The organism is Sphaerotilus sp. (assembly GCF_031429695.1).
In the GTDB taxonomy this organism is placed as follows: domain Bacteria; phylum Pseudomonadota; class Gammaproteobacteria; order Burkholderiales; family Burkholderiaceae_C; genus Sphaerotilus.
In genome coordinates this window covers 1-22,222 of the sequence record NZ_JANPAB010000055.1, presented here as the reverse complement: position 1 = coordinate 22,222, position 22,222 = coordinate 1, and the positions used below count along the sequence as shown (strand labels likewise).

14 protein-coding genes are annotated in these 22,222 nt (G+C 69.0%); 7 read left to right on the top strand and 7 right to left on the bottom strand.

Translation table 11 applies throughout. The features are described from left to right. Positions 1-3 precede the first annotated feature (3 nt). On the bottom strand, positions 4-822 hold the full coding sequence (locus RMP06_RS09450) for a carbon-nitrogen hydrolase family protein (RefSeq protein ID WP_310461527.1): 819 nt from the start codon (positions 820-822) through the stop codon (positions 4-6). Then, a complete protein-coding gene (locus RMP06_RS09445) occupies positions 819-5,030 on the bottom strand; it encodes a YhdP family protein (RefSeq protein WP_310461526.1) in 4,212 nt (1,403 codons plus the stop codon). Before RMP06_RS09445 ends, RMP06_RS09450 begins: the two co-directional genes overlap by 4 nt. Here RMP06_RS09445 and glnE point away from each other — a divergent pair. Further along, positions 5,029-7,851, top strand: coding sequence for a bifunctional [glutamate--ammonia ligase]-adenylyl-L-tyrosine phosphorylase/[glutamate--ammonia-ligase] adenylyltransferase (gene glnE, locus RMP06_RS09440; protein ID WP_409050140.1), 2,823 nt, complete (start codon positions 5,029-5,031; stop codon positions 7,849-7,851). The genes RMP06_RS09445 and glnE overlap by 2 nt on opposite strands. Beyond that, a complete protein-coding gene (gene rrtA / locus RMP06_RS09435; RefSeq protein ID WP_310461524.1) occupies positions 7,851-8,468 on the top strand; it encodes a rhombosortase in 618 nt (205 codons plus the stop codon). Before glnE ends, rrtA begins: the two co-directional genes overlap by 1 nt. On the opposite strand, the gene RMP06_RS09430 is transcribed toward rrtA, so the two are convergent. The 3 genes from RMP06_RS09430 to RMP06_RS09420 all read right to left on the bottom strand — a co-directional run bounded on the left by RMP06_RS09430 (position 8,416) and on the right by RMP06_RS09420 (position 11,157). After that, on the bottom strand, positions 8,416-10,302 hold the full coding sequence (locus RMP06_RS09430) for a potassium transporter Kup (protein ID WP_310461523.1): 1,887 nt from the start codon (positions 10,300-10,302) through the stop codon (positions 8,416-8,418). The genes rrtA and RMP06_RS09430 overlap by 53 nt on opposite strands. 151 nt (positions 10,303-10,453) lie before the next feature. Continuing rightward, on the bottom strand, positions 10,454-10,711 hold the full coding sequence (gene grxC / locus RMP06_RS09425; RefSeq protein WP_310461522.1) for a glutaredoxin 3: 258 nt from the start codon (positions 10,709-10,711) through the stop codon (positions 10,454-10,456). Positions 10,712-10,746: 35 nt separating this feature from the next. Continuing rightward, the gene (locus RMP06_RS09420; protein ID WP_310461521.1) at positions 10,747-11,157 is read right to left on the bottom strand and encodes a rhodanese-like domain-containing protein; all 411 of its coding nucleotides are present in this window, start codon (positions 11,155-11,157) and stop codon (positions 10,747-10,749) included. A gap of 101 nt (positions 11,158-11,258) precedes the next feature. Here RMP06_RS09420 and gpmA point away from each other — a divergent pair, with 101 nt between their 5' ends. Next, positions 11,259-12,002 carry a 2,3-diphosphoglycerate-dependent phosphoglycerate mutase gene (gene gpmA, locus RMP06_RS09415; RefSeq protein ID WP_310461520.1) on the top strand — a complete coding sequence of 248 codons (744 nt, stop codon included), beginning with the start codon at positions 11,259-11,261 and terminating at the stop codon, positions 12,000-12,002. Positions 12,003-12,063: 61 nt separating this feature from the next. Here the strand turns inward: gpmA and RMP06_RS09410 are convergent, their stop codons facing one another. After that, a complete protein-coding gene (locus tag RMP06_RS09410; RefSeq protein ID WP_310461519.1) occupies positions 12,064-12,426 on the bottom strand; it encodes a DciA family protein in 363 nt (120 codons plus the stop codon). Here RMP06_RS09410 and RMP06_RS09405 point away from each other — a divergent pair. The 4 genes from RMP06_RS09405 to argJ all read left to right on the top strand — a co-directional run bounded on the left by RMP06_RS09405 (position 12,406) and on the right by argJ (position 18,273). Next, a complete protein-coding gene (locus RMP06_RS09405) occupies positions 12,406-13,431 on the top strand; it encodes a peptidoglycan DD-metalloendopeptidase family protein (RefSeq protein WP_310461518.1) in 1,026 nt (341 codons plus the stop codon). The two genes, RMP06_RS09410 and RMP06_RS09405, sit on opposite strands and share 21 nt — an antisense overlap. A gap of 153 nt (positions 13,432-13,584) precedes the next feature. Beyond that, positions 13,585-16,341: a preprotein translocase subunit SecA gene (gene secA, locus RMP06_RS09400; protein ID WP_310461517.1), complete on the top strand. Its 2,757-nt coding sequence runs from the start codon at positions 13,585-13,587 to the stop codon at positions 16,339-16,341. 31 nt (positions 16,342-16,372) lie between these two features. Further along, the gene (locus RMP06_RS09395; RefSeq protein ID WP_310461516.1) at positions 16,373-16,984 is read left to right on the top strand and encodes a GNAT family N-acetyltransferase; all 612 of its coding nucleotides are present in this window, start codon (positions 16,373-16,375) and stop codon (positions 16,982-16,984) included. Between the two features lie 59 nt (positions 16,985-17,043). After that, complete coding sequence (argJ, locus tag RMP06_RS09390) at positions 17,044-18,273, top strand: bifunctional glutamate N-acetyltransferase/amino-acid acetyltransferase ArgJ (protein WP_310461515.1); 1,230 nt, start codon at positions 17,044-17,046, stop codon at positions 18,271-18,273. A 31-nt stretch (positions 18,274-18,304) separates the two neighbouring features. Here the strand turns inward: argJ and RMP06_RS09385 are convergent. Continuing rightward, positions 18,305-22,222: immunoglobulin-like domain-containing protein (locus RMP06_RS09385; RefSeq protein ID WP_310461514.1), on the bottom strand; the 3,918-nt coding region annotated here is incomplete at its 5' end.

The following is a 22,222-nucleotide window of genomic DNA, read 5'->3' as shown; positions in this document are numbered from 1 at the left end:
GCGTCACAGCCGCCGGTGCTGCAACGCCGGCAGCTGCTGGCGGACCCGGGCCAGCAGCGCCGGGTCCAGTTCGGCCAGCACGACGCCGTCGCCTTCGTCCTGTACGGCCAGCACCGTGCCCCATGGGTCGATCACCATCGAATGCCCCCAAGTGCGCCGACCGTTTTCATGCCGGCCTCCCTGGGCGCTGGCGATGACGTAGCACTGGTTTTCCACCGCCCGGGCGCGCAGCAGCAACTCCCAATGCGCCTGCCCGGTCGGCCAGGTGAAGGCGGCTGGCACGACCAGCACGCTGCACGGTGGCTGCATCAGGCGCCGGTACAGCTCCGGAAACCGCAGGTCGTAGCAGACCGACAAGCCCACGCGGTGCACCGCGCCGTCCCGCGCCACCGCATCGAACGCCACCGGCACCTCGCCCGGCCGCAGCGTGGCGGCTTCGTCGTAGCAGCGCTCCCCGTCGTCGTAGCGGAACAGGTGGATCTTGTCGTAGCGGGCGGCAAGCGCACCATCCGGCGCATGGACCAGCGAGGTGTTGGTGGCATGGTCGGGGTCGCCGTCCAGCGCCATCGGCAGCGTGCCTCCGACCAGCCACAGCCCGTGCGTGCGGGCCATGCCGGACAGCGCAGCCTGGATCGGTCCCTGCCCGGGCGGTTCCGCCGCCGCGAGCTTGTCCCGGTCCTGCAGGCCCATCAGGCAGAAGTACTCGGGCAGCACGACCAGCTCCGCCCCCTGCTGTGCAGCCTGGGCAACGAGTTCCGCGGCGCGGGCGAGGTTGTCGTGGACCCTGGGGGTCGAGACCATCTGAACTGCGGCCACTTTCATGGGGATTGGTTCTTTCGGGGCAATGGGTGGGCGTCGCGGGTGCGATCGACGGGCGTGACCAGCGGTGCGTCCCAGCGCCCGGTGACGTGGAACTCGCGGGTGGCGGCCTCGGCGAGCGGGCGTTGCAGGAACCACTGTGTCACCAGTGTGCCGAGTCCCACGGCCGGATTGATCACGGCATAGGCCAGCGAGGCTGCCCCGGCGTTGAAGTCGGGCACCACCCACACGCGCAGGTCCTGGGTCGCGCCGGGCAGGCTGGCGCTGCCCTCGGCGAGCACCACGGCCTGCACACCGCGCACGCGCAGGTTGTGCGTGCTGGCCTGGCCGCGGCGGATCTGCACATCGCCATCGATGTGGTCGAAGCTGAATCCCTTCTGGTAGAGGTCGCGGAAGTCGAGTGACAGGCGGCGCGGCAGCGACTGCAGGTTGAGCACACCCAGCAGCCGACCCGCCCCGCCGGGGTCGGCCTGCAGCAACTGGCCGCTGTCGAGGTCGAGTCGCACCGTGCCGCCCAGCTGCGCCAGCGTCAGCGCCATCGGCGGTCCGGGCCAGCGGAGCTGTCCGCCGATGTGGCCGCGCCCGCCGCGCAGCGTACCCGCCCAGCCCAGCTGGTCGAGCCATTGCCCGCCATCGTCCACGTCCAGCCGAAAGGTCAGGCGGCTGGCGCCGGTGCCGGCCGTGTCGTCCGGGTCCGCGGGATCCCACTGGCCGACTGCGCTGAGCCGGGCTTCGGGCCGCGTGAGTGACAACTGTTGCAGATGCCATTCCCCGGTCGCGGCGGGCAGGCGGGTCGCCGGGCTCGGTCCGCCCTGCAGTTCGAGTCGACCGAGGTGCCGGTCACCGTAGGCGAGGTCATCCACCACGATGTCCAGTGCGGGCATTGGCTCGGTGGCGGTGGCGGTGGCGGTGCCAGAGGCCGGTCGGGTGCTGGTGTCGGCCAGCGGATCGGCTGGCCACGGCAGCGCCAGGCGACTGAGCCGTGCCTGCACGGCGGCCGGCGCCCGTGGTGCTGCCGGCCGCAGCGTCACCCGGCCGGCGAGCTGGTCGGCCTCGATGGTGCCGCTCCAGGCCGTGGGCGTCCCGGTCGGCTGGAGCTGGGCGTTGACATGGCTCAGGCGGTGGCCCTGGAGCGTGAGGTCCGCGATCTGCAGACGCACCTGGCGCAAGACCGCGGTCAGATCGTCGCCCGCAGCGGCGGTGCCCGAGGTCGGCAGGTGGCCGGCCTGCGCCGCCTGCTGCAGCCAGACCTGCCAGTCGTCCAGCGACAGCCGTGGCAGCACGATGCTGGCACCGAGTCCACGCTCCGGCCAGGGCTGGCCATCGGATGCGCCGACTTGCACCCGCCCTCCCAGCAGGCGATCGGCGCGCTCGCCGTCGAACAGGAGCCGGGCGTGCAGCAGGGGGGCGGCGGGCGTGCCGGCGTCGATCTGCAACAGGGTAGGCGTGGGCGTCGACGGGGCTGCGGGCGTCTGTGGTTCTACGCGCACCCGCAGTGGCTCGGCCTGCGCGGCGGACTTGCGCAGTGGTGCAGGCAGGCGGCTGGCGAGGCCGACGAGGTCGGTGTCCACCTGCACGGTCGGGCCGCCGGGAGTCAGGTCGAGCTGGAGCCGGTAGTCCGCCTGGCCCTCGAAGGCGTGCGCCAGACGGGCCAGCGGTTCGACCGTGTCGAGTGTGCGCAGGCCCTGCGCGGTCGCACGGCCTTGTCCGGCGAAGCGCAGCACGCCGCCGTCGTCCAGATGCCCCTCGAAGGCGAGCGGGCCACCCGCAGCCTGAGCGCTGCCCTGGGAGAGCTGGAAGCTGTGCTCGGTGAAGTCCAGCCGCGCCCGCAGGCTGTCCAGCGCAGGGGTGTCCGGGCCCATCTGCAACCGCGTCTCGGTCAGATCGACGCGGCCCTGCACGGTGGTGTCCCGGGCGTGCTGCAGCGGGATGGCCAGCTGCAGCTCCAGCTGGGTTCGCCCGTCACCCTGGGCAGGGGTGAAGGCGTGGCCGAGCCAGCCGTCGATCGGGCTGGCGCGCAGGAACTGCAGCGCGTCGGCGGTCGAACCCTGGCCCCGGCCGTGCAGGCGCAGGACGGGGGCGTGGGCGAGGTTGTCGATGCCGCCTTCGATGCTGTCCAGCGCGAAGCCTCCGCTGCCGGTCTGGCCGAGCCGGGTCTGGATCTGCATCAACCGCAGTTGCTGGCCGTCGATGACCAGCTGGCCGGTGCCCTCGGTGTAGCGCGGCCAGGTGCTGCCCGGCACGGCGTCGAACGTGACCTGCTCGAAGCGGCCGCCGATGGCAAATTCGCCTTGTCCCGGCGCCGTGTAGGGGAAGTCGAGCACCGGGCCGCGGACCCGCGCGCGGATGTCGTGCGCCGAGCCGGCCAGCACGGCGTCTCGCACATAGCTGCGCACCGAGGCGGCGATGCCCAGCGGCAGGTAGCGGTGGATGCGGTCGGCACGGATCTGGTGGACGGTGGCGTCCAGGTCCAGCTCGCCGGGCAGCCAGCCGTTGCGGCCGAAGGTGGGGCCGACAGGGGGGCCGCTGCGCCAGTGGCCGGAGAACCCGCCGTCGCCATCGGCCGTGGCGAAGACTGCGCGGCGCACCTCGACCTCGATGGCCGGTCGCGTACCCGGCGCGGCGGTCCTGGCACGGCGCAGTTGCCAGCGCACATCGGCCCGCAGCTGCTCCAGCGCGACGCGTGGCTGCTCGAACACGCCCGGAAAATCAAGCTCGCCCTGCGTGATCCGCAGATCGGCCTGCCCGCCGAGTTCGGTGGCATCGAAGCGCACGTGGCCGCCGCGCAGGCCCGGGCGACCCGGCGTGGCGGTCGATGTGAGGGCGGCGGTCACTGGTGCGGCCGCGAGGTGCAGCGCCTCGGCGTCGCCGCGGGCGCGCCAGTGGTCGGGGCGCTCCACGTCGCCAGTCCACTCGTACGCGAGCTGGCGCACCTGACCGCGCGGGCGGGTGGCTTCCAGCAGCCGCCGCATCGGCCCGGCCAGCGGCACATGCGCAGCCGATTGCGCCAGCAGCCCCAGGTCGACCAGCGAGGCCTTGAAGGTGCCACCGGTCCATGCGCCGGGTGACCCGCGCAATGTCAGCTCCAGATCGGTGGCGGGCCACAGGCTCGGGTCGGGCGTGGCGGTGGTCGCCGTGGCATCGGCCGGTGGCTGCGACTGGAAGGAGAGCTGGCGCGCCCGCACCACGCTGCCCTGCGCGTCGTGGCGCACTTCCAGCTGCCCCGCGATGCGCCGCAGCGCCACCGGGGGCAGCCCCTTGGCCACCCTCAGCGTGACCGCCTGCAACTGCAGATCGGCGGTGGCCCCGGTCAGGCGGCCCTGCGCCACGTCGATGCGGGTGGCGAGCCGACCGCGGCCTTCCATCAGGTCGAAGGGCAGATCGACATGGCGGCGCAACTGGCCGACATCGACCAGCGGCCAATCGGCCTGCACGACGCCCACCCACTGGCGCCAGTCGCCCGGGTGCTGCAGCCCGGACATCGACAGCAGCGCGCGCAGCGGTCGTGCCATTTCCGCGCTGGCGAAGAAGCGGCTGCCCCAGCCCTCGGGCGGCGTAGCGCTCAGGCGCAACACATGCCGGCCCAGCGGATTGCGCAGATCCAGGTCGACGCCGGTCAGCACCAGCGACGCGGCCCCACGCTGTTCGTCCTGCCAGGACACGCTGGCCCCGCGCAGGCGGATGTCGGACTGGCTGAAGAGCCAGTCGGCCACCTGTCCGTCCTCGTCGACGGCGTCGGTGCGCTCCAGCGGCAGGCCAGCGAGGAAAACCTGTCCCCGCTGGTCGCGGCGCAGGGCGAGGTGCAGGGCGTCGAATTCCAGTCGCTGCACGTGTGGCAGCCAGTGCGTGGGGGAGCGCGGCAGCAGCGAGCCGGGCGTGATCACCGCCTCGACCTTGGCCAGGCGCAGCGCCTCCTGTCCCCGGGCGTCGACCATGCGCAGGTCGCGCAGCGTCACCACCGGCGCCCAGGTGTCGCCCGTGACCTGCAGCGTGCCGAGCGTCACGTCCAGCCCCAGCGCGTGGCTCGCCCATGCTTCCAGCTCAGGTTTCCAGCGGTCCAGGCGCGGCAAAATCCCCCATTGGAGGATCATCCACGCGGCCAGCGTCAGCGCGGCCAGGGCAGCCATGCTCCAGAATGTGACGCGCAACAGCACCCCGCCGGCGCGCCGGCACCAGTGCAGCAGATCGGATGACCAGGGAACCAAAGGCATGAATGCAGCCGAACCAGTCTCCGGCGAATTGAACACAGAGAAGCTAGCACAGACCCGAAAGAATGCCATGCAGACCTCGTCCGAGACGGGAGTGAGTCCTGTCACTGCCGACCACAGCCGGTATGTGCAGCGGGTGCGTCGTGTGCGCGGAGCCGATCTGGCGCTGCTGGCCGCCGGGCCGCCGACACGGGAGTCCATGCAGGCCACGCTCGACGCATGGCTTTTGCGCGGCCGGCCGCTGGCCTCGGCGCTGCGCCTGACACGGCAGCTGGTGATGGAGCGGCTCGTGGTGCTGGATGTCGAGGCGCAGGCCGATGTCGAGGTGGTCACCCGCGCGATGAGCGAGCTGGCCGAGGTGACGCTCGAAGTCGCACTGGCCGCCGCCCGGGCCGAGCAGGACGCCTTGCACGGCGCGCCGCACACGGCAGCGGGCGCGCCGATCGACTTCTGGATCATCGGCATGGGCAAGCTCGGCGCGCGCGAGCTGAACGTGTCCTCCGACATCGACCTCGTCTACGTCTACGAGGAAGACGGTCAGACCAGTGGCCGCCCCGGCGGCGGTGGTGCCCTTTCGGCGCATGAATACTTTTCGCTGGTGGCACGTTCGCTGCGGGCGCTGATCGGCGATGTGACCGAGGACGGATTCGTCTTCCGCGTCGATCTGGCGCTGCGGCCCAACGGCAACTCCGGGCCACCGGTGGTGAGCCTGGCGATGCTCGAAGAGTATTTTCTGGTGCAGGGCCGGGAGTGGGAGCGTTTCGCCTGGCTCAAGAGCCGGGTGGTGGCGCCGCGGGAGGCGGTCACGTCCGGACGGGCGCGGGCCTTGCGCGACGTGGTCACGCCGTTCGTGTACCGGCGTTACCTCGATTACGGCGTGTTCGAGGGCCTGCGCCAGCTCCACCAGAAGGTGCGCGACGAGGCCAACCGCCGCGCCGCCGGTCGGCCCGAACGCGCCAACGACGTCAAGCTCTCGCGCGGCGGCATCCGCGAGATCGAGTTCATCGTGCAGTTGCTGCAGGTGGTGCGCGGCGGGCAATTTCCGGAGATTCGCACCCGCCCGACGCTCAAGGCCTTGCAGCGGCTGGCCGCCGTCGGCCTGATCGCGTCGGATACAGCCGCAAAGCTGGCCGAGGCGTACACCTTCCTGCGCCGGGTCGAACACCGCATCCAGTACCTCGACGACCAGCAGACGCACTTGCTGCCCACCGTGGACACTGACCTGCGCTGGATCGCCGGCTCGATGCGCATGGCCTGCACGGTCGATGCCTGCGCACTGCTCGACACGCTGTGCACCCACCGTGAGCTGGTCGCCACCGAATTCGATGCGCTGCTGCACGACGGCCGCAGCGCCCCGGCGCGCACCGGGGCGGGCAGTTGCAGCCGCTGCACCGGTGTGCCGCCGACGCTGGAGCAATTGCCGCAGGCGGAGGGGCTGTCCGCGCCGCTGGCCGAGCGGCTGCGGCTGCTGGTGGCCTCGCCGCGGGTGGCGCTGCTGCGCGACGAGGGGCGGGCGCGGCTGGCGCGGCTGCTGGTGCGCGCGCGGCGCCTGGTGCAGGACGAGCCGGAGATCGGCGAGACGGCACTGCTGCGGTTCGTCGACTGGCTGGAGCCGCTGTTGCGCCGTGACAGCTACCTGGCGCTGTTGGCGGAGCGTGGCGAGGTGCTGGGGCGGTTGCTGCACCTGCTGGCGCTGGCGCGCTGGCCGATGCGCTACCTGATGCAGCACCCGGGCGTGATCGACGAACTGGCCGACGCCCGTCTGGTGCGTGAACGCTTTGATGCCCGCGCCTACGCCTGCGACCTGGAGGACCGCCACCAGGCCTGGATCCGCTCCGGCGAGGCCGACGAGGGCGAACTGCTCGACACGCTGCGCCGCGCGCACCAGTCTGAAACCTTCCGCACCCTGGTGCGTGACGTCGAGGCCGAGATCACCGTCGAGCAGGTCGCCGACGACCTCTCCGCGCTGGCCGACGCCACGCTGGAGCGCACGCTGTACTGGGCCTGGCGCCACCTGCGCACGCGCCACCGGGACGTGCCGCAGTTCGCGGTGATCGCCTACGGCAAGCTCGGCGGCAAGGAGCTGGGCTACGGCAGCGATCTCGACATCGTGTTCCTCTACGACGACGAGGACGAGCGTGCGGGCGAGGTCTACGCCGCCTTCGCGCGCAAGCTCATCACCTGGCTGTCGCTGCGCACTTCGGCGGGGGCGCTCTACGAGATCGACACCGCGCTGCGCCCGAACGGCAATTCCGGGCTGCTGGTGACGTCCATCACCGCCTTCGAGCGGTACCAGCAGGGTCGCGGCAGCAACACCGCGTGGACCTGGGAGCACCAGGCGATCACGCGGGCGCGCTGGTGCGCTGGCTCGCCCGCGCTGGCCGAGCGTTTCGAGGCCACGCGGCGCACCGTGCTGACGGCTCCGCGGGATCTGGAGGCGCTGAAACGCGAGATCGCCACCATGCGCGAGCGGGTGCGCGAGGCCCATGCCGTGCGGCCGACACGCTTCGATGTGAAGCACAGCCGCGGCGGGATGATGGACGCGGAGTTCGCCGTGCAGTGGCTGGTGCTGGCGCACAGTGCCGCACATCCGGCGCTGCTGGACAACGCCGGCAACATCGCGCTGCTGCAGCGTGCCGAGCAGGCCGGTCTGCTGCCGGCCGGCGTCGGGTTCGCGGCGGCCGATGCGTACCGCGAGCAGCGCCGCGTGCAGCACCGGGCGCGGCTGGATGAAGCGCCCACGCAGGTGGACATGGCCGAACTCGGCCCCATGCAGGCGCACCGCGAGGCCGTGCTGGCGCTGTGGCGCGCCGTGTTCGGCTGATGCTGCGCCGGCAACACGCCTGGCTGGGCGTGGGGCTGTTGCTGGTGCTGCCGAGCCTGCTGATCGCGGTCCGGCCCGGGCTGGCGCGGATGGCGCTGGCGTGGGTGCCTGCGCTGGCCTGGAGCGAACCGTGGCGCTGGTGGAGCGCTGCCTGGATCCACCTGAGCACGCGGCACCTGCTGGCCAATCTGGCGGGGGCCGCGCTGGTGCTGCTGCTGGGCTGGGTGGCGCGGCTGCCGCGCGAGGCGGCCTGGGCCTGGGCGCTGGCGTGGCCGCTGACGCACCTGGGGCTGCTGGCGGAGCCGGAGCTGCTGCGCTATGGGGGCCTGTCCGGCGTGCTGCACGCGGGGGTGGCGGTGGCGGCCGTGGCACTGGTGCGGGAGGCGCCGCAGCGGCGCGAGCGGGTGCTCGGCGCACTGCTGCTGGTGGGGCTGTGCGCGAAGGTGCTCGGCGAACGGGCCTGGGCCCACACGCTGGTCACTCCACCGGGCTGGGACATCGCGGTCGCCCCGCTCGCGCATGCCAGCGGCACCGTCTGCGGCACGCTGACGGCCCTCCTGCTGGTCAGATTTCGACCTTGGACCCCAGCTCCACCACCCGGTTCGTCGGCAGGTTGAGGAAGTCCGCCGCGGCCGCCGCGTTGCGGTGCATGTTGGCGAACAGCTTCTCGCGCCACAGCGACATGCCGTCGCCGATGGTGGGCATCACGATGTCACGCGACAGGAAGTAGCTGGTGTCCATCTCGTCGAGCGGCACGCCGCGGCCGGCGAGCAACTGCAGCGCCTGCGGCACGTCCGGCTCGTTCTTGAAGCCGAAGTTCAGCGTCACCTGCCAGCAGTCGTGGCCAAGCGACTCCATGCTGATGCGCTGCTCGAAGCCGACCCAGGGGATGTCATGGTGGCGCACGGTGACGAACAGGTTGTGCGCGTGCAGCACCTTGTTGTGCTTCAGGTTGTGCATCAGCGCGTTGGGCGTCAGGCCCGGTTCGGCCGACAGGAACACCGCCGTGCCGGCCACACGCACGGGCGGGCTCACGAAGATCGCCTCCAGGAACGAGGGCAGATCGATCGCCTCGTCGCGCAGCCGCTCGCTCATCATGGCGCGGCCCTGTTTCCAGGTGAGCATGAGCGTGAACATGCCGATGCCGATCACCAGCGGGAACCAGCCGCCGCCGAACAGCTTGAGCATGTTCGAGGCGAAGAAGGCGATGTCGATGACGAAGAAGAACCCGGTGGCCAGCAGGCACAGGCCCAGCGGGTACTTCCAGCCGTGGCGGATGACGTAGAAGGTCATGATCGTCGTGATCGTCATGTCCAGCGTCACCGCGATGCCGTAGGCCGAGGCCAGGTTGGTGGACGACTTGAACAGCGCCACCGCCAGCACGATGAAGGCATACAGCCCCCAGTTCACGAAGGGCACGTAGATCTGGCCCAGGTCGCGCACGGAGGTGTGCACGATGCGCATGCGCGGCAGCAGGCCGAGCTGCACGGCCTGCCGTGTCACCGAGAAAGCGGCCGTGATCAGCGCCTGCGAGGCGATCACGGTGGCCGCCGTCGCCAGGAAGACCAGCGGCAGCGCGGCCCATTTCGGCGCCATCAGAAAGAAGGGATTCTCGATCGCCTCGGGGTTCTTCAGCAGCATGGCGCCCTGGCCGAAGTAGTTGATCACCAACGCCGGCATCACGAAGGCGTACCAGGCGATGCGGATCGGCAGCTTGCCGAAGTGGCCCATGTCGGCATAGAGCGCCTCGCCGCCGGTCACGCACAGCACCACGGCGCCCAGGCCGATGAAAGCGACCATCGGCTGCGCAGCGAAGAAGTTGAACGCGTACAGCGGGTTGAGTGCCACCAGCACGCCGGGGTTGTCGAGGATGTAGGGCAGCCCCAGCGCCACCAGCACGCCGAACCACACCAGCGTCACAGGACCGAACGCCTTGCCGATGCCACCGGTGCCGAAGCGCTGCACGGCGAACAGCCCTGTCAGCACGACCAGCGTCAGTGGCAGCACGAACGGGTGCAGGCTCGGTGAGGCGATTTCCAGCCCCTCGACGGCGGAGAGCACCGAGATGGCCGGTGTGATGACGCCGTCGCCGTAGAAGATCGCGGTGCCGAACATGCCGACGCCCATCAGCGTCTGGTAGAGCCGTGGCCGGTCGCGCACGGCGTGGGTCGCCAGCGCGAGCATGGCGATCAGACCGCCTTCGCCGTTGTTGTCCGCGCGCAGGATGAGCAGCACGTACTTCAGCGACACGATGACCGTCATCGTCCAGAAGATCAACGACAGCACGCCGAGGATGTTGTCCGGCGTGGTCGGGACGTGGCCGGCGTGGAAGACTTCCTTGAGGGCGTACAGCGGGCTGGTGCCGATGTCGCCGTAGACGACGCCCAAGGCGCCGAGCGTCAGTGCAGCGATGTCGCGTGGCGTGGCACGCTGCGGATGTGCGGTGGTCACCGGAAGGGGACAAATCGTGAGATTCGTCGGGAGCCAAAACCGCAGATTGTGCGCCTGCACACCAGAAAAACCTTGCGATGCGCATTGCGGGTCGCCGGGAGGTGTTGCCGGCGACCCTCAGTGGTGGTTCAGAACAGGCGCGGGATCAGGCTCAATCCCGCAACAGTGGCAACAGACCACCGGTGCTGTCGAGCGCCATCAGCTCGTCGCAGCCACCGACATGGGTGTCGCCGATGAAGATCTGCGGCACCGAGCGGCGGCCGGTCAGCGCCATCATGTGGTCGCGCTGGTCAGGGTGCAGGTCGATGCGGATCTCGTCGATCTCTGCCACACCGCGCTGCTTGAGCAGCATCTTTGCGCGCACGCAGTAGGGGCAGACCTGCGTGGTGTACATCTTCACGGGCTTCATGGGGGTTCCTGTTGCTGGTCCTGATCCCGGTGGTGTCAGGCCGACTTCTCGACCGGCAGCCCGGCTTCGCGCCACCCGGCCATGCCGCCTTGCAGCACATGCACACGCTGGTGGCCCAGTCCCCGCACGGTAGCGGCGGCGCGGCGCGCCCGGGCACCTGACGCACAGACCAGCACCACTGGCAGGGTCTTGTTGGTGGGCAGGCTCTTGCTGCCGTCCAGCGTGGCCAGGGGAACGCTGCGGGCGCCGACGACGTGTCCGGCGCTGAACTCGGCGCTCTCGCATACGTCGATCACGACGGCCTTCTCGCGGTTGATCATCTGTACCACTTCTGCTGGCGAGACGGCATCCGCGCCGCCTCCCTTGCCCAGCATGGGCCACAGCAGCGCGCCACCCGAGGCCGCGGCCGTCAGCAGCCAGATCCAATTGTCGAGGAGGAAGTTCACAGGTGTGGGCGCCGGCGGGCCGCCGGCCAAGGTTGCTCAGGGCGTGGATTATAGAATTCGCGGTAATTTTCAACCCGACTTCAACCCAACTGCTGACCGCCATGTACAAGCTCGTGCTGATTCGCCACGGCGAATCGACCTGGAATCTGGAAAACCGCTTCACCGGCTGGACCGATGTCGAACTCACCCCCACCGGTGTCGAACAGGCCAAGCAGGCCGGCCGGCTCCTCAAGGAAGCCGGCTACGACTTCGATGTGGCCTACACCTCGGTCCTGAAGCGCGCCGTGTGGACGCTGTGGCACGCGCTGGACCAGATGGACCGCACGTGGCTGCCGGTGGTGCACAGCTGGCGCCTGAACGAGCGCCATTACGGCGCGCTGCAGGGCCTGAACAAGGGCGACATGGCCAAGCAGTACGGCGATGCGCAGGTGCTGGTCTGGCGCCGCAGCTATGACACGCCGCCGCCTGCGCTCGAAGCGGATGACCCCCGCGGGCAGCGTCAGGATGTGCGTTACAGCCAGCTCCAGCCCGACCAGATTCCGCTGACCGAGTGCCTGAAGGACACGGTGGCCCGCGTGATGCCGTTCTGGAACGAGTCGGTTGCCCCAGCGATCAAGGCAGGCCAGCGCATCGTCATCGCCGCCCACGGCAACTCGATCCGTGCGCTGGTGAAGTACCTCGACAACATCGGGGATGACGACATCGTCGGTGTCAACATCCCCAACGGCATTCCGCTGGTCTACGAACTCGACGCCGACCTCAAGCCCATCCGCAGCTACTACCTCGGCGATGCCGAAGCCGCTGCCAAGGCCGCCGCAGCGGTCGCCAATCAGGGCAAAGCCTGAGTCGATCGCCGGTGTTTACTCAGGGCCTTGAAAGGCTGCCCTGGTGATTGCATGCAAAATGTCACAGAGAAGAGGCTTGGACCCGGATTCTGATGATTCGGGCCGCGCAGCCTTTTTGTTGTAACGCGGCCTCCAATCTAGGCAGCAGCTGCCTCAGCTTGGCGGCGACTGCCGGATTGGCCACCAGCAGAGTCCAGCCTTCCTGGTCGGTCGGGCCTGAGCGGATGTGCTTCGACAGGGCGGGCGGAAGAAGCGGGCGCACGGCGTCCATGTGGGCATTGGCCGCGGCCAGTCGTTGCTGCAGACGCAGCAGGGGCTCGCAGCGGTCCAGTACCTGACCCAGGGACACGGCGTCCGGCACTGCAGCGGCTGCAGCCGGTTTCGCAAGAGGAATGAAGCGACGATGGATATTCTGATCACCCATGGCGGCTTGGCGCGCACGCGCTCCATGCATGTGCGGCCGGGGCAATTGTGGCTGATCCTGTCGGCGCTGGTGCTCGCGATGCTGCTGCTGTCAGGCACCGTGTACCACTTTGTCTTCCTCAAGGCTGTGCGCGATGGCTGGCCGGTGGTGAGCCAGATCGTTGGGCCGGTGCTGGGCCGGGACGCCGTGCAGCGCGAGCGTTACACCCGCGAGAACCTCGACGCCATGGCCCAGAAGGTGGGTGAGCTGCAGGCCAAGCTGCTGAAGCTGGAGGCGGTGGGTGAACGCGTCTCCGGGTTGGCGGGCATCAAGCCCGAGGAGTTACGGGCGTTGGACGATGCCGGCAAGGCCTCGACCTCCAGCGCCTCGCCGGTGCTGCCGGTGGCGACGGGTGCCCGCGGAGGCCCGTTCGTGCCGGCACCGGTCCGGTCCGGCGAGCAACTGGACCAGCTGATGGCGATGCTGGATGCCCAGGCAGACCGCTCTGGCGACGTGTTCGTGCTGGTCGAGTCCCGTCTGCTGGCGCGGCGCCTGGAGTTGCTCATGGTGCCGAGCATCGCGCCAGTGGATGGCCCTGTGGGATCCGGCTTCGGATTTCGCATCGACCCGTTCAACCGCCGCGCGGCGCTGCACACCGGGCTGGATTTCCCGGCGCCCACGGGCACTCCGATTCACGCCGCAGCCGGTGGCCGCGTGATCGAGGCCGAACGTGATGGCGCCTACGGCATGGCATTGCAGATCGACCACGGCGATGGCTTGGTCACCCGCTATGGCCACACTTCGCAGATCCTCGTCAAGCCCGGCGATCTGGTGCGCCGCGGCCAGCAGGTCGCGCTGGTCGGCAGCACCGGCCGCTCGACCGGACCGCACCTGCACTTCGAGGTCTTGCTGGAGGACGTACCCCAGGATCCCGCAAAGTTTCTCGCCCGCGGTGAAAGTCTCGGTGCCGCCGAGCGCGTCTCGGCCGCGGTGACCCCGCCGGTCAGGCGCCGCAAGTCGCGGTGATAAACTCAAAAGTTGTCCGAGGGCACGCCTGACCCGCGTGCCGGCCTGGCCTGCCGACGCTGCTGTTCACCCGGCCGCACCTCATCTCCCTCCGATCCCCCACCCGCGACATGGGCTGAACCGCCGCGGGTTTGCTGCATCTGCGTCCACTTCATGTTGCCCAAGCTCCTCACCCAGATTTTCGGCAGCCGCAATGACCGCCTGCTCAAGCAGTACCGGCGCGTCGTCGAGCGCGTGAGCGCGCTGGAAGTGCAATTCGAGCAGCTCTCCGAAGACGAGTTGCGCGGCAAGACCGCTGAATTCCGCCAGCGCGTAGAGGCCGGCACCTCGCTCGACGACTTGCTGCCCGAAGCCTTCGCCGTGGTCCGCGAGGCCGGCAAGCGCTTCATGCGGATGCGCCACTTCGATGTGCAGCTCATCGGTGGCATGGCCCTGCACAACGGCAAGATTGCCGAAATGCGCACCGGCGAAGGCAAGACGCTGATGGCGACGCTGCCCGTCTACCTCAATGCACTCGCCGGCAAGGGCGTGCACGTGGTGACGGTCAACGATTACCTCGCCGCGCGCGACGCCGAGACCATGGGCGGGCTCTACAACTACCTCGGCATGGCGGTCGGTGTGAACCTGCCGAACATGTCCCGCGAGGACAAGCAGGCCGCCTACGCCGCCGACATCACCTACGGCACCAACAACGAGTTCGGCTTCGACTACCTGCGCGACAACATGGTCTACGAGGTGGCGGACCGCGTGCAGCGTTCGCTGAACTTCGCCATCGTCGACGAAGTGGACTCGATCCTGATCGACGAGGCCCGCACCCCGCTGATCATCTCGGGGCAGGCGGACGACCACACCGACATGTACGTGCGCATCAACGCCGTCGTGCCGCACCTCAAGAAGCAGATCGGCGAAGCGGACCCGCGCACGGGTGAAGGTGTCATCGAGCCGGGTGACTTCACTGCCGATGAGAAGAGCCACCAGGTCTTTCTCACCGAAGATGGCCACGAAAAGGCCGAGTCGCTGCTGGCCGAGGCCGGGTTGCTGGTGGCCGGTGCGTCGCTCTACGACGCGGCCAACATCACGCTGGTCCACCACCTCTACGCCTCGCTGCGCGCGCACCACCTGTTCCACCGCGACCAGCACTACGTCTCGCAGAATGGCGAGATCACCATCGTCGATGAGTTCACCGGCCGCCTGATGACCGGTCGCCGCTGGTCGGACGGATTGCACCAAGCCGTGGAAGCCAAGGAAGGCGTCAAGATCCAGGCCGAGAACCAGACACTGGCCTCGATCACCTTCCAGAACTACTTCCGCATGTACGCCAAGCTGGGCGGCATGACGGGCACGGCCGACACCGAAGCCTACGAATTCCAGGAGATCTACGGTCTGGAGACCGTGGTGATCCCGCCGAACCGGCCGATGGTGCGCAAGGACGAACTCGATCTGGTCTACAAGACCGGCCGAGAGAAGTACGAGGCGGTGGTCAAGGACATCCAGGAGTGCTACGGCCGCGGCCAGCCAGTGCTCGTGGGCACGACCTCGATCGAGAACTCCGAGCTTGTCGCCGAGATGCTGACCAAGGTGGGTCTGCCGCACCAGGTGCTCAACGCCAAGCAGCATGCCCGCGAGGCCACCATCATTGCCCAGGCCGGTAGCCCGAAGATGGTGACGATCGCCACCAACATGGCTGGTCGCGGCACCGACATCGTGCTGGGCGGCAATGTCGAGAAGCAGGTGCAGCTCGTCGAAGCCGACCCCGACCTGTCGGATGCCGACAAGGCTGTGCGCGTCGAGCAACTCAAGCGCGAGTGGCAGGGCCTGCACGACCAGGTCAAGTCGCTGGGCGGCCTGCGGATCGTCGCCACCGAGCGCCACGAGAGCCGCCGCATCGACAACCAGCTCCGCGGCCGCGCCGGTCGCCAGGGCGATCCGGGCTCCTCGCGCTTCTATTTGTCGCTGGACGATCCGCTGATGCGGATCTTCGCGGGTGACCGCGTCAAGGCGATCATGGACAGGCTCAAGATGCCGGATGGCGAGGCGATCGAGGCCGGCATCGTCAGCCGCTCCATCGAGAGCGCGCAGCGCAAGGTCGAGGCCCGCAACTTCGACATGCGCAAGCAGCTGCTGGAATACGACGACGTGTCCAACGACCAGCGCAAGGTCATCTACCAGCAGCGCAACGAGCTGCTGGAGCAGACCGAAATCGATGCGCAGATCACCCACCTGCGCCGCGGTGCGATGACCGATGTGGTGCGCACCTTCGTGCCCGCCGAAAGCGTCGAGGAACAGTGGGATCTGGACGCACTGGAGAAGACGCTGCACGAGGAATGGCAGCTCGACGTGCCGCTCAAGGCGCAGGTCGAATCCAGCCAGGAAGCCACCGACGAGGACATCGTCGAGGCGGTGTGCGCGGCAGCGGATACCGCCTACAACACCAAGGTGGCGATGGTTGGTGTCACCCAGTTCGGCAACTTCGGTCGCATGGTGTTGCTGCAGGCGATCGACACGCACTGGCGCGACCACCTCTCGGCACTCGACTACCTGCGCCAGGGCATCCACCTGCGCGGCTACGCCCAGAAGAACCCGAAGCAGGAGTACAAGCGCGAGGCCTTCGAGCTGTTCAGTCAGTTGCTGGACGTCGTGAAAATGGAGGTCACGCGTCTGCTGATGACGGTGCGCATCCAGAATCCGGACGAAGTGGCGCAGGCTGCAGTAGCCATCGAGGAGCGCGCGGAGCACCTCACCAACGTCACCTACACCCATCCGAACGAAGATGGCAGCGTGTCGCAGGAAGCCGCCGCCGCCGAGCAGGCGCTGCTGTCCGAGCAGCAGATGCAGCGCACGGGCCGCAACGATCCCTGTCCTTGCGGCAGCGGCAAGAAGTTCAAGCTCTGCCACGGCAAGCTGAGCTGAACCTCCTGGTCCGTCCGCGCCGAGTATTCCCATGACGCCTGATACCTTTCGCCGCAGTCCGGAAACGATTCCGGGCCGGCGTGTCCGTCTGGAAAAGATCCACCCCCGCCACGCACCGGCTTTCCACGCCAGCGTGCAGCGTTCGATGGCGGATCTGGGCTTCATCGCCTGGGGCCACCACCACTGGAATGCCGTCGCGGCGCTCGAACACTGCGAGCGCCAGCGCGACTGGGTCGACACCGAGGGCGAGGGCGTGATGTACCTGGCCTTCGAGCACGACACTGGCTCCTATGTGGGCTGCGTCGATCTGCACAGCGTCGATTTTGGTGTGCCACGGTGCCAGATCGGCTTTGTCGGTTGCAGCCGGCAGCGCGGCCGTGGCCTCATGCGCGACGCGACACTGGCGCTGATGGACTGGGCCTACAGCCGAGGCATGGCGCGCATCGAGGTCTGGTGCGACGTGCGCAACACCCGAGCGCTGGCTTTCACCGAAAGCCTGGGCTTCCTGCGCGAGGGCTTGATGCGCAAGGTGGAGCGCGATGCACGTGGTCAGTTGTGCGACCAGTACCTGCTGGCCCGCCTGTCCACCGACAGCCTCCCTACAATCGTCGATTCGCGCGACAGCGTGGCCATCACCGTCTGAGCTTGCAAGGCCAGGGTGGGCTGCGTCTGCGCTCCCCCCGCTTCGATTGCCAGACTGCCATGCCCGTCAACCTCACCGCTCCCAACCCCCAGGACCTGCACCCGGTCGCCGGCGTGCAGCTCGGCATCACCATGGCCGGCGTGCGCAAGGCCAACCGGCGTGACCTGACCGTCGTGCTGCTGGCGCCCGGCTCCAGCGTGGCTGGCGTGTTCACGAAAAACCGTTTCTGCGCCGCCCCCGTGCAGATCTGCCGCGATCACCTCGCCGCTGGTCCCGCCAAGCGCGCCATCGTCATCAATACCGGCAATGCCAACGCGGGCACGGGCGACGACGGCCTCGTGCGTGCGCGCACCGTGTGCGTGGCGCTGGCCCAGTTGCTGGACATCGCGCCCGAGGAGGTGCTCCCGTTCTCGACCGGCGTGATCATGGAGACGCTGCCGAGCGAGCGCATTCTGGCGGGTCTGCCCGCCGCACTGGCCGCCGCCAAGCCAGATAACTGGGCCGAGGCCGCCGCCGGCATCATGACCACCGACACGCTGCCCAAGGCCGCCTCGCGCCAGGTCGTGATCGGTGGCAGGACCGTCACGGTGACCGGCATCAGCAAGGGCGCCGGCATGATCCGCCCGAACATGGCGACCATGCTCGGTTTTGTCGCCACCGACGCGGCGATCGACCCGGCGCTGCTGCAACCGCTGGTGACCGACGCCGCCAACCGCAGCTTCAACCGCATCACCATCGACGGCGACACCTCCACCAACGACAGCTTCCTGCTGATCGCGACCCACCAGGCCGGCAACCCGACCATCACGGCACTCGACTCGGCCGACGGCCAACTGCTGCGCGATGCGGTGGTTGCGGTGTCTCAGCAACTCGCGCAGGCCATCGTGCGCGATGGCGAGGGCGCGACCAAGTTCATCACGGTGCGCATCGAGGGCGGCCGCACCGAGGACGAGTGCCTGCAGGCCGCCTACGCCATCGCCCACTCGCCGCTGGTCAAAACGGCGTTCTTCGCCAGCGACCCGAACCTCGGCCGCATCCTGGCCGCCGTCGGCTATGCCGGCATCAGCGACCTCGACCAGACGCTGATCGACCTGCATTTGGACGACGTCCATGTCGTCCACCAGGGCGGGCGCCGCGCCGAGTACCGCGAGGAAGACGGCCAGCGCGTGATGCGGCAGGCCGAGATCACCGTGCGCGTCGGTCTGAACCGCGGCGACGCCGTCGCCACGGTGTGGACCTGCGACCTGTCGCACGAGTACGTGACCATCAACGCCGACTACCGGAGCTGAACCGAGGCAGTCGGGCGTTGGCGCTGGCGGCTCAGCAGCCGTGCAGCGCGTCGGCGGTCTGCTGGATGAGCGTCTGGGCGAATTGGTTGTCGATGGTGGCACCGCCGCTGCTCCCGCTGCCCAGGCAATCTCCGCCGCCGACGGGCACGGTGCTGCCGGACGAGGGTGCGCACCCCGATCCGGTCCAGCTCGCCAGCGTGTCGTGGCGACCGTCGCCACTGCCCAGCACGTCGCTCAGGTGCAGGTTCGTGCTGCCGCAGAGGTCGCCGCTGCCCGTGCTGGTGTCGCCGTGGTGGTCGGCCAGCGTCCAGGACAGCACGCCGCCACTGAGGCAGGTGGACGCCGGCGTGGGTGTTGGTGCAGGGGCACACGTGCCGTCGAATGCCGTGCTGCCATCGGCGTTGACGCTCAGGGTCATCTGGCCGCCACGGGTGTCGCCGTCGCGGTCGGTGACGGCGAAGGACAGCACTTCCTGGTAATCCGCCCGTGCGCCGGCCGGCGCCTGGTAGGTGTAGTGGCCGGTCTCCATGTCGAAGGTGAACTCGCCGCCGGCCGCCGTCTTGAACGTCACGGTGTCGGAGGCGCTCGTGGCCGGATCCCAGGGGTGGTGGACACCGTTGACGACGATGTCGCTCAGGTGGCCACCGTCCGCGCCGGTGACGCTGCGCAGTCCGCCATCGACCACATCCCCCGTGATTGCCGGGGCGACGGTGTGCGCCAGGACCGAATCCAGTTGCGTGAAGCTGGTGACCAGCAGCGGCGACAGATCGTCCGCGCCGGTGACCCCGTTCCAGGACACCGGTTCCAGCGCCGAGACCGGCACGTCCTTGCCCAGCCCGATGGCATAGGACTGGATGTCGTGCTGGTTGAGGAAGTTCTGCCAGACCTGCGCCTCGCCCGCGTCGATGCCGACATTGCCGGTCGGCAGATTCGGCCGGCCGTCGGAGAAGAAGTACGCCACGTTGTGGCCGCCGTCGAGGTGGCCGCCGTCGGTGAAGGCGCCGCGGGCGGCGTCGAGTGCCGCGTCGTAGTTGGTGTTGCCACCGGCGCACAGCGAGGCCAGTGCGGATTTCGCCTCGGCAGCGGTCATCCAGTGGTCACCGCGCTCCGAGCCGGTGGTGGAGAACGTGACCAACCGGACGGCCACCTCGCCCTGGTTGTCGTAGGACTCGATCAGTTTGGTGATGGACTGGATGGCGCTTTGCAGGCGGGTTTCGCCGTTGACGCCGTCACGGGTGCCCATCGAGCCGGACACGTCCAGCGTGATCAGCAGGTTGTTCTGGACCACGCTCAGGTCGGCGCTGCGGGCGGTGCAGAACGGGGTCGGTGAATCGTCGCGCACGGTCACGTCGAGCGTGGCCGTGCTGCTCGACTGGCCGTCACTGACCTGCACGCCCAGCGACAGCGTCAGCGTGTCCTCGCTGTTGCGCACCGGGTGATCAAGCGGGCCGTGCAGATCGACCGTGTAGCGGCCCTGTGCGTCGATGGTGGCGCTCAGGATCACCTGGCCGCCCGCCGTGCCGACCAGCGGGTGTTCGGCCGAGCCATCACCGGTCCACACGAGTGCCTTGCCACCGCTGGCATACAGACCTGCAGGTGCTTCCAGCGTGAAGGTGAGGGCGGGGCTGTCCACGTCGCTGAAGTGCAGTGTGCCGGTGGCGTGGGTGGCGCGGGTCTCGGTGGCCGACTCGGTGTGTCCGCCCGCGAGGCCTTCCTCGCTCAGCGTGGCCGTGCCCCCGCGCAGGGTCGGGGCGTCGTTGACCGGCGTGATCGACAAGGTCAGCGAAGACACCGAGGTGAGCGCGCCGTCGCTGACCACGCAGGAGACCTCGGGCACCGGGCCGGTGTAGTCCTTGGCGGGCGTGAAGGTGTAATGGCCGTCGGCCTCGACGACCAGCGTGCCCACACCCGGCACGGTGGCGGTGCTGCCGGCCGGGTGGTAGACGTCGCCCCAGGTGTAGCCGGCCACGCTCAGCGGGTCGCCGTCCGGGTCGCTGTCGTTGGTGAGGACATTGCCGCTCAGGGGCTGGTCCTCGCGGGCGGTGCCGACATCGGCCTGTGGTGTCGGTGCGTGGGCGGTGTCGGTGATCGTCGTGGTCACGGCGTAGGCCGATGGATTGCCGCGGATCGCCTCGAAGCCGCCGCCCGAGATCGCGCCCAGCGCGACGGTGTAGGTTTCGGCGCCCTCGGCCGCGGCGTCGGGCAGCGTGGCGATGTCGAAGCGGGTGCTGGTCTGGCCGGCGGGGATCGTCACCGTGGCGATGCGGGTGTAGTCGGAGCCGTCGGTGGCTGTGCCGGAGTAATTCAGCTTGACCACCACATCGGTGACGGCGGCCTGCGACAGCGTGACGGTGTAGCCGGTGGCGACTTCGCCTTCCAGCACCTGGCCGGGGCCGGTGAGCGAGACCTGCGCCGTGTCTTCGGCGTCGGGTGTGGCACCACCGGGGCCGACATCATCGACCAGGCAGGTGGTGACGGAGGTCGCCAGCGGATTGGCCAGCACCGCCTCGAAGCCGCCGCCACTGATCTCGCCCAGCGCGACGACGATGCTTTCCGTGCCCTCGGCCAGCGGATCGTCCACGGTCTGCAAGTCGAAGCGGGCCGAGGCCTGGCCCGCGGCCACCGTGACGGACACCACCTGCGTGTAGTCGGCGCCGCCACTGGCCGTGCCGGAGTAGGTCAGGGTGATCTGCACGTCGGTCTGGGCGGGTTGCGACAACGTGACGGTGTAGCCGATGGCCGGTTCACCTTCGATGACGGAACCCGGTCCGGTCAGCGACACCAGCACCGTGTCATGGGCATCGGGTGGCTGGCCACCGCCGGGTGCCTGCGGTCCGGCGTCGTCGTGCAGCAGCGTTGTCACCGAGGCCTTGGCCGGGTTGCCGGCGATTTCCTCGAAGCCACCGCCTGAAATCTGGCCCAGCGCCACGGTGATGGTTTCCGTGCCCTCGGCGAGCGCGTCGTCCAGCGTCGCGATGGTGAAGGCCGCCGAGGACTGGCCGGCCGGGACCGTGATCGAGCTGGTTTTCACGTAGTCGGCGCCGTCCGTGGCCGTGCCGGTATAGACCAGCCGCACCACGACGTCGGTGACGGCGGGCTGGCTCAGCGAAACCACATAGCCGCAGGACGTCTCGCCTTCGACCACCGATTCCGGTCCTGTGATCGACACCAGTACCCGGTCCGCGTCGTCGGGAGTGCCCGGGCCGTTCGGGGCCAGCGGGCCGGTGTCGTCGAGGATGCAGGTCGTGACCGACGTGTGTGCCGGGTCTGCCGTGATGGCCTCGAACGAACCGCCGCTGATGGCACCCAGCGTGACCGCGAACTGCTCGGTGCCTTCGGCCAGCGCGTCGTCGGTGGTCGAGATGCCGAACGAGTAGGACGTCACCCCTGGCGGGATCGTGATCGACGCCACCTTGGTGTAATCCGCGCCTGCCTCGGCCGTGCCCGAATAGCCCAGTTGCACGGTGACGCTGCCCGTGGAGGCCTGTGACAGCGTCACCGTGTAGCCAGCGGCGACTTCACCTTCGACGACCGAGCCGGGGCCGGTGAGGGAGACGAAGCAGGTGTCCTCGGGCCCCTTGGGGCCTGTGTCGTCGTGGAGTGCTGTCGTGACCGTGGCCTTGGCCGGGTCACCCGCAATCGCCTCGAAGCCGCCACCGGTGATCTCGCCCAGTCCGACCGTGATGGTCTCGGTCCCTTCGGCGAGCGCGTCGTCGATGGTGGCGATGTTGAATGTCGTCGAGGATTGACCGGCGGGGATGGTCACCGAGGTGACGGCGGTGTAGTCCGATCCGTCCGTGGCAGTGCCGGAATAGGTCAACTTGACGATGACGTCAGTGACGGCGGGCTGGCTGAGCGAAACGGTGTAGCCGGAGGCGACTTCGCCTTCGACGACGGATCCGGGGCCAGTGATGGAGACGAGGCAGGTGTCCTCGGGGCCTGGCTTGTC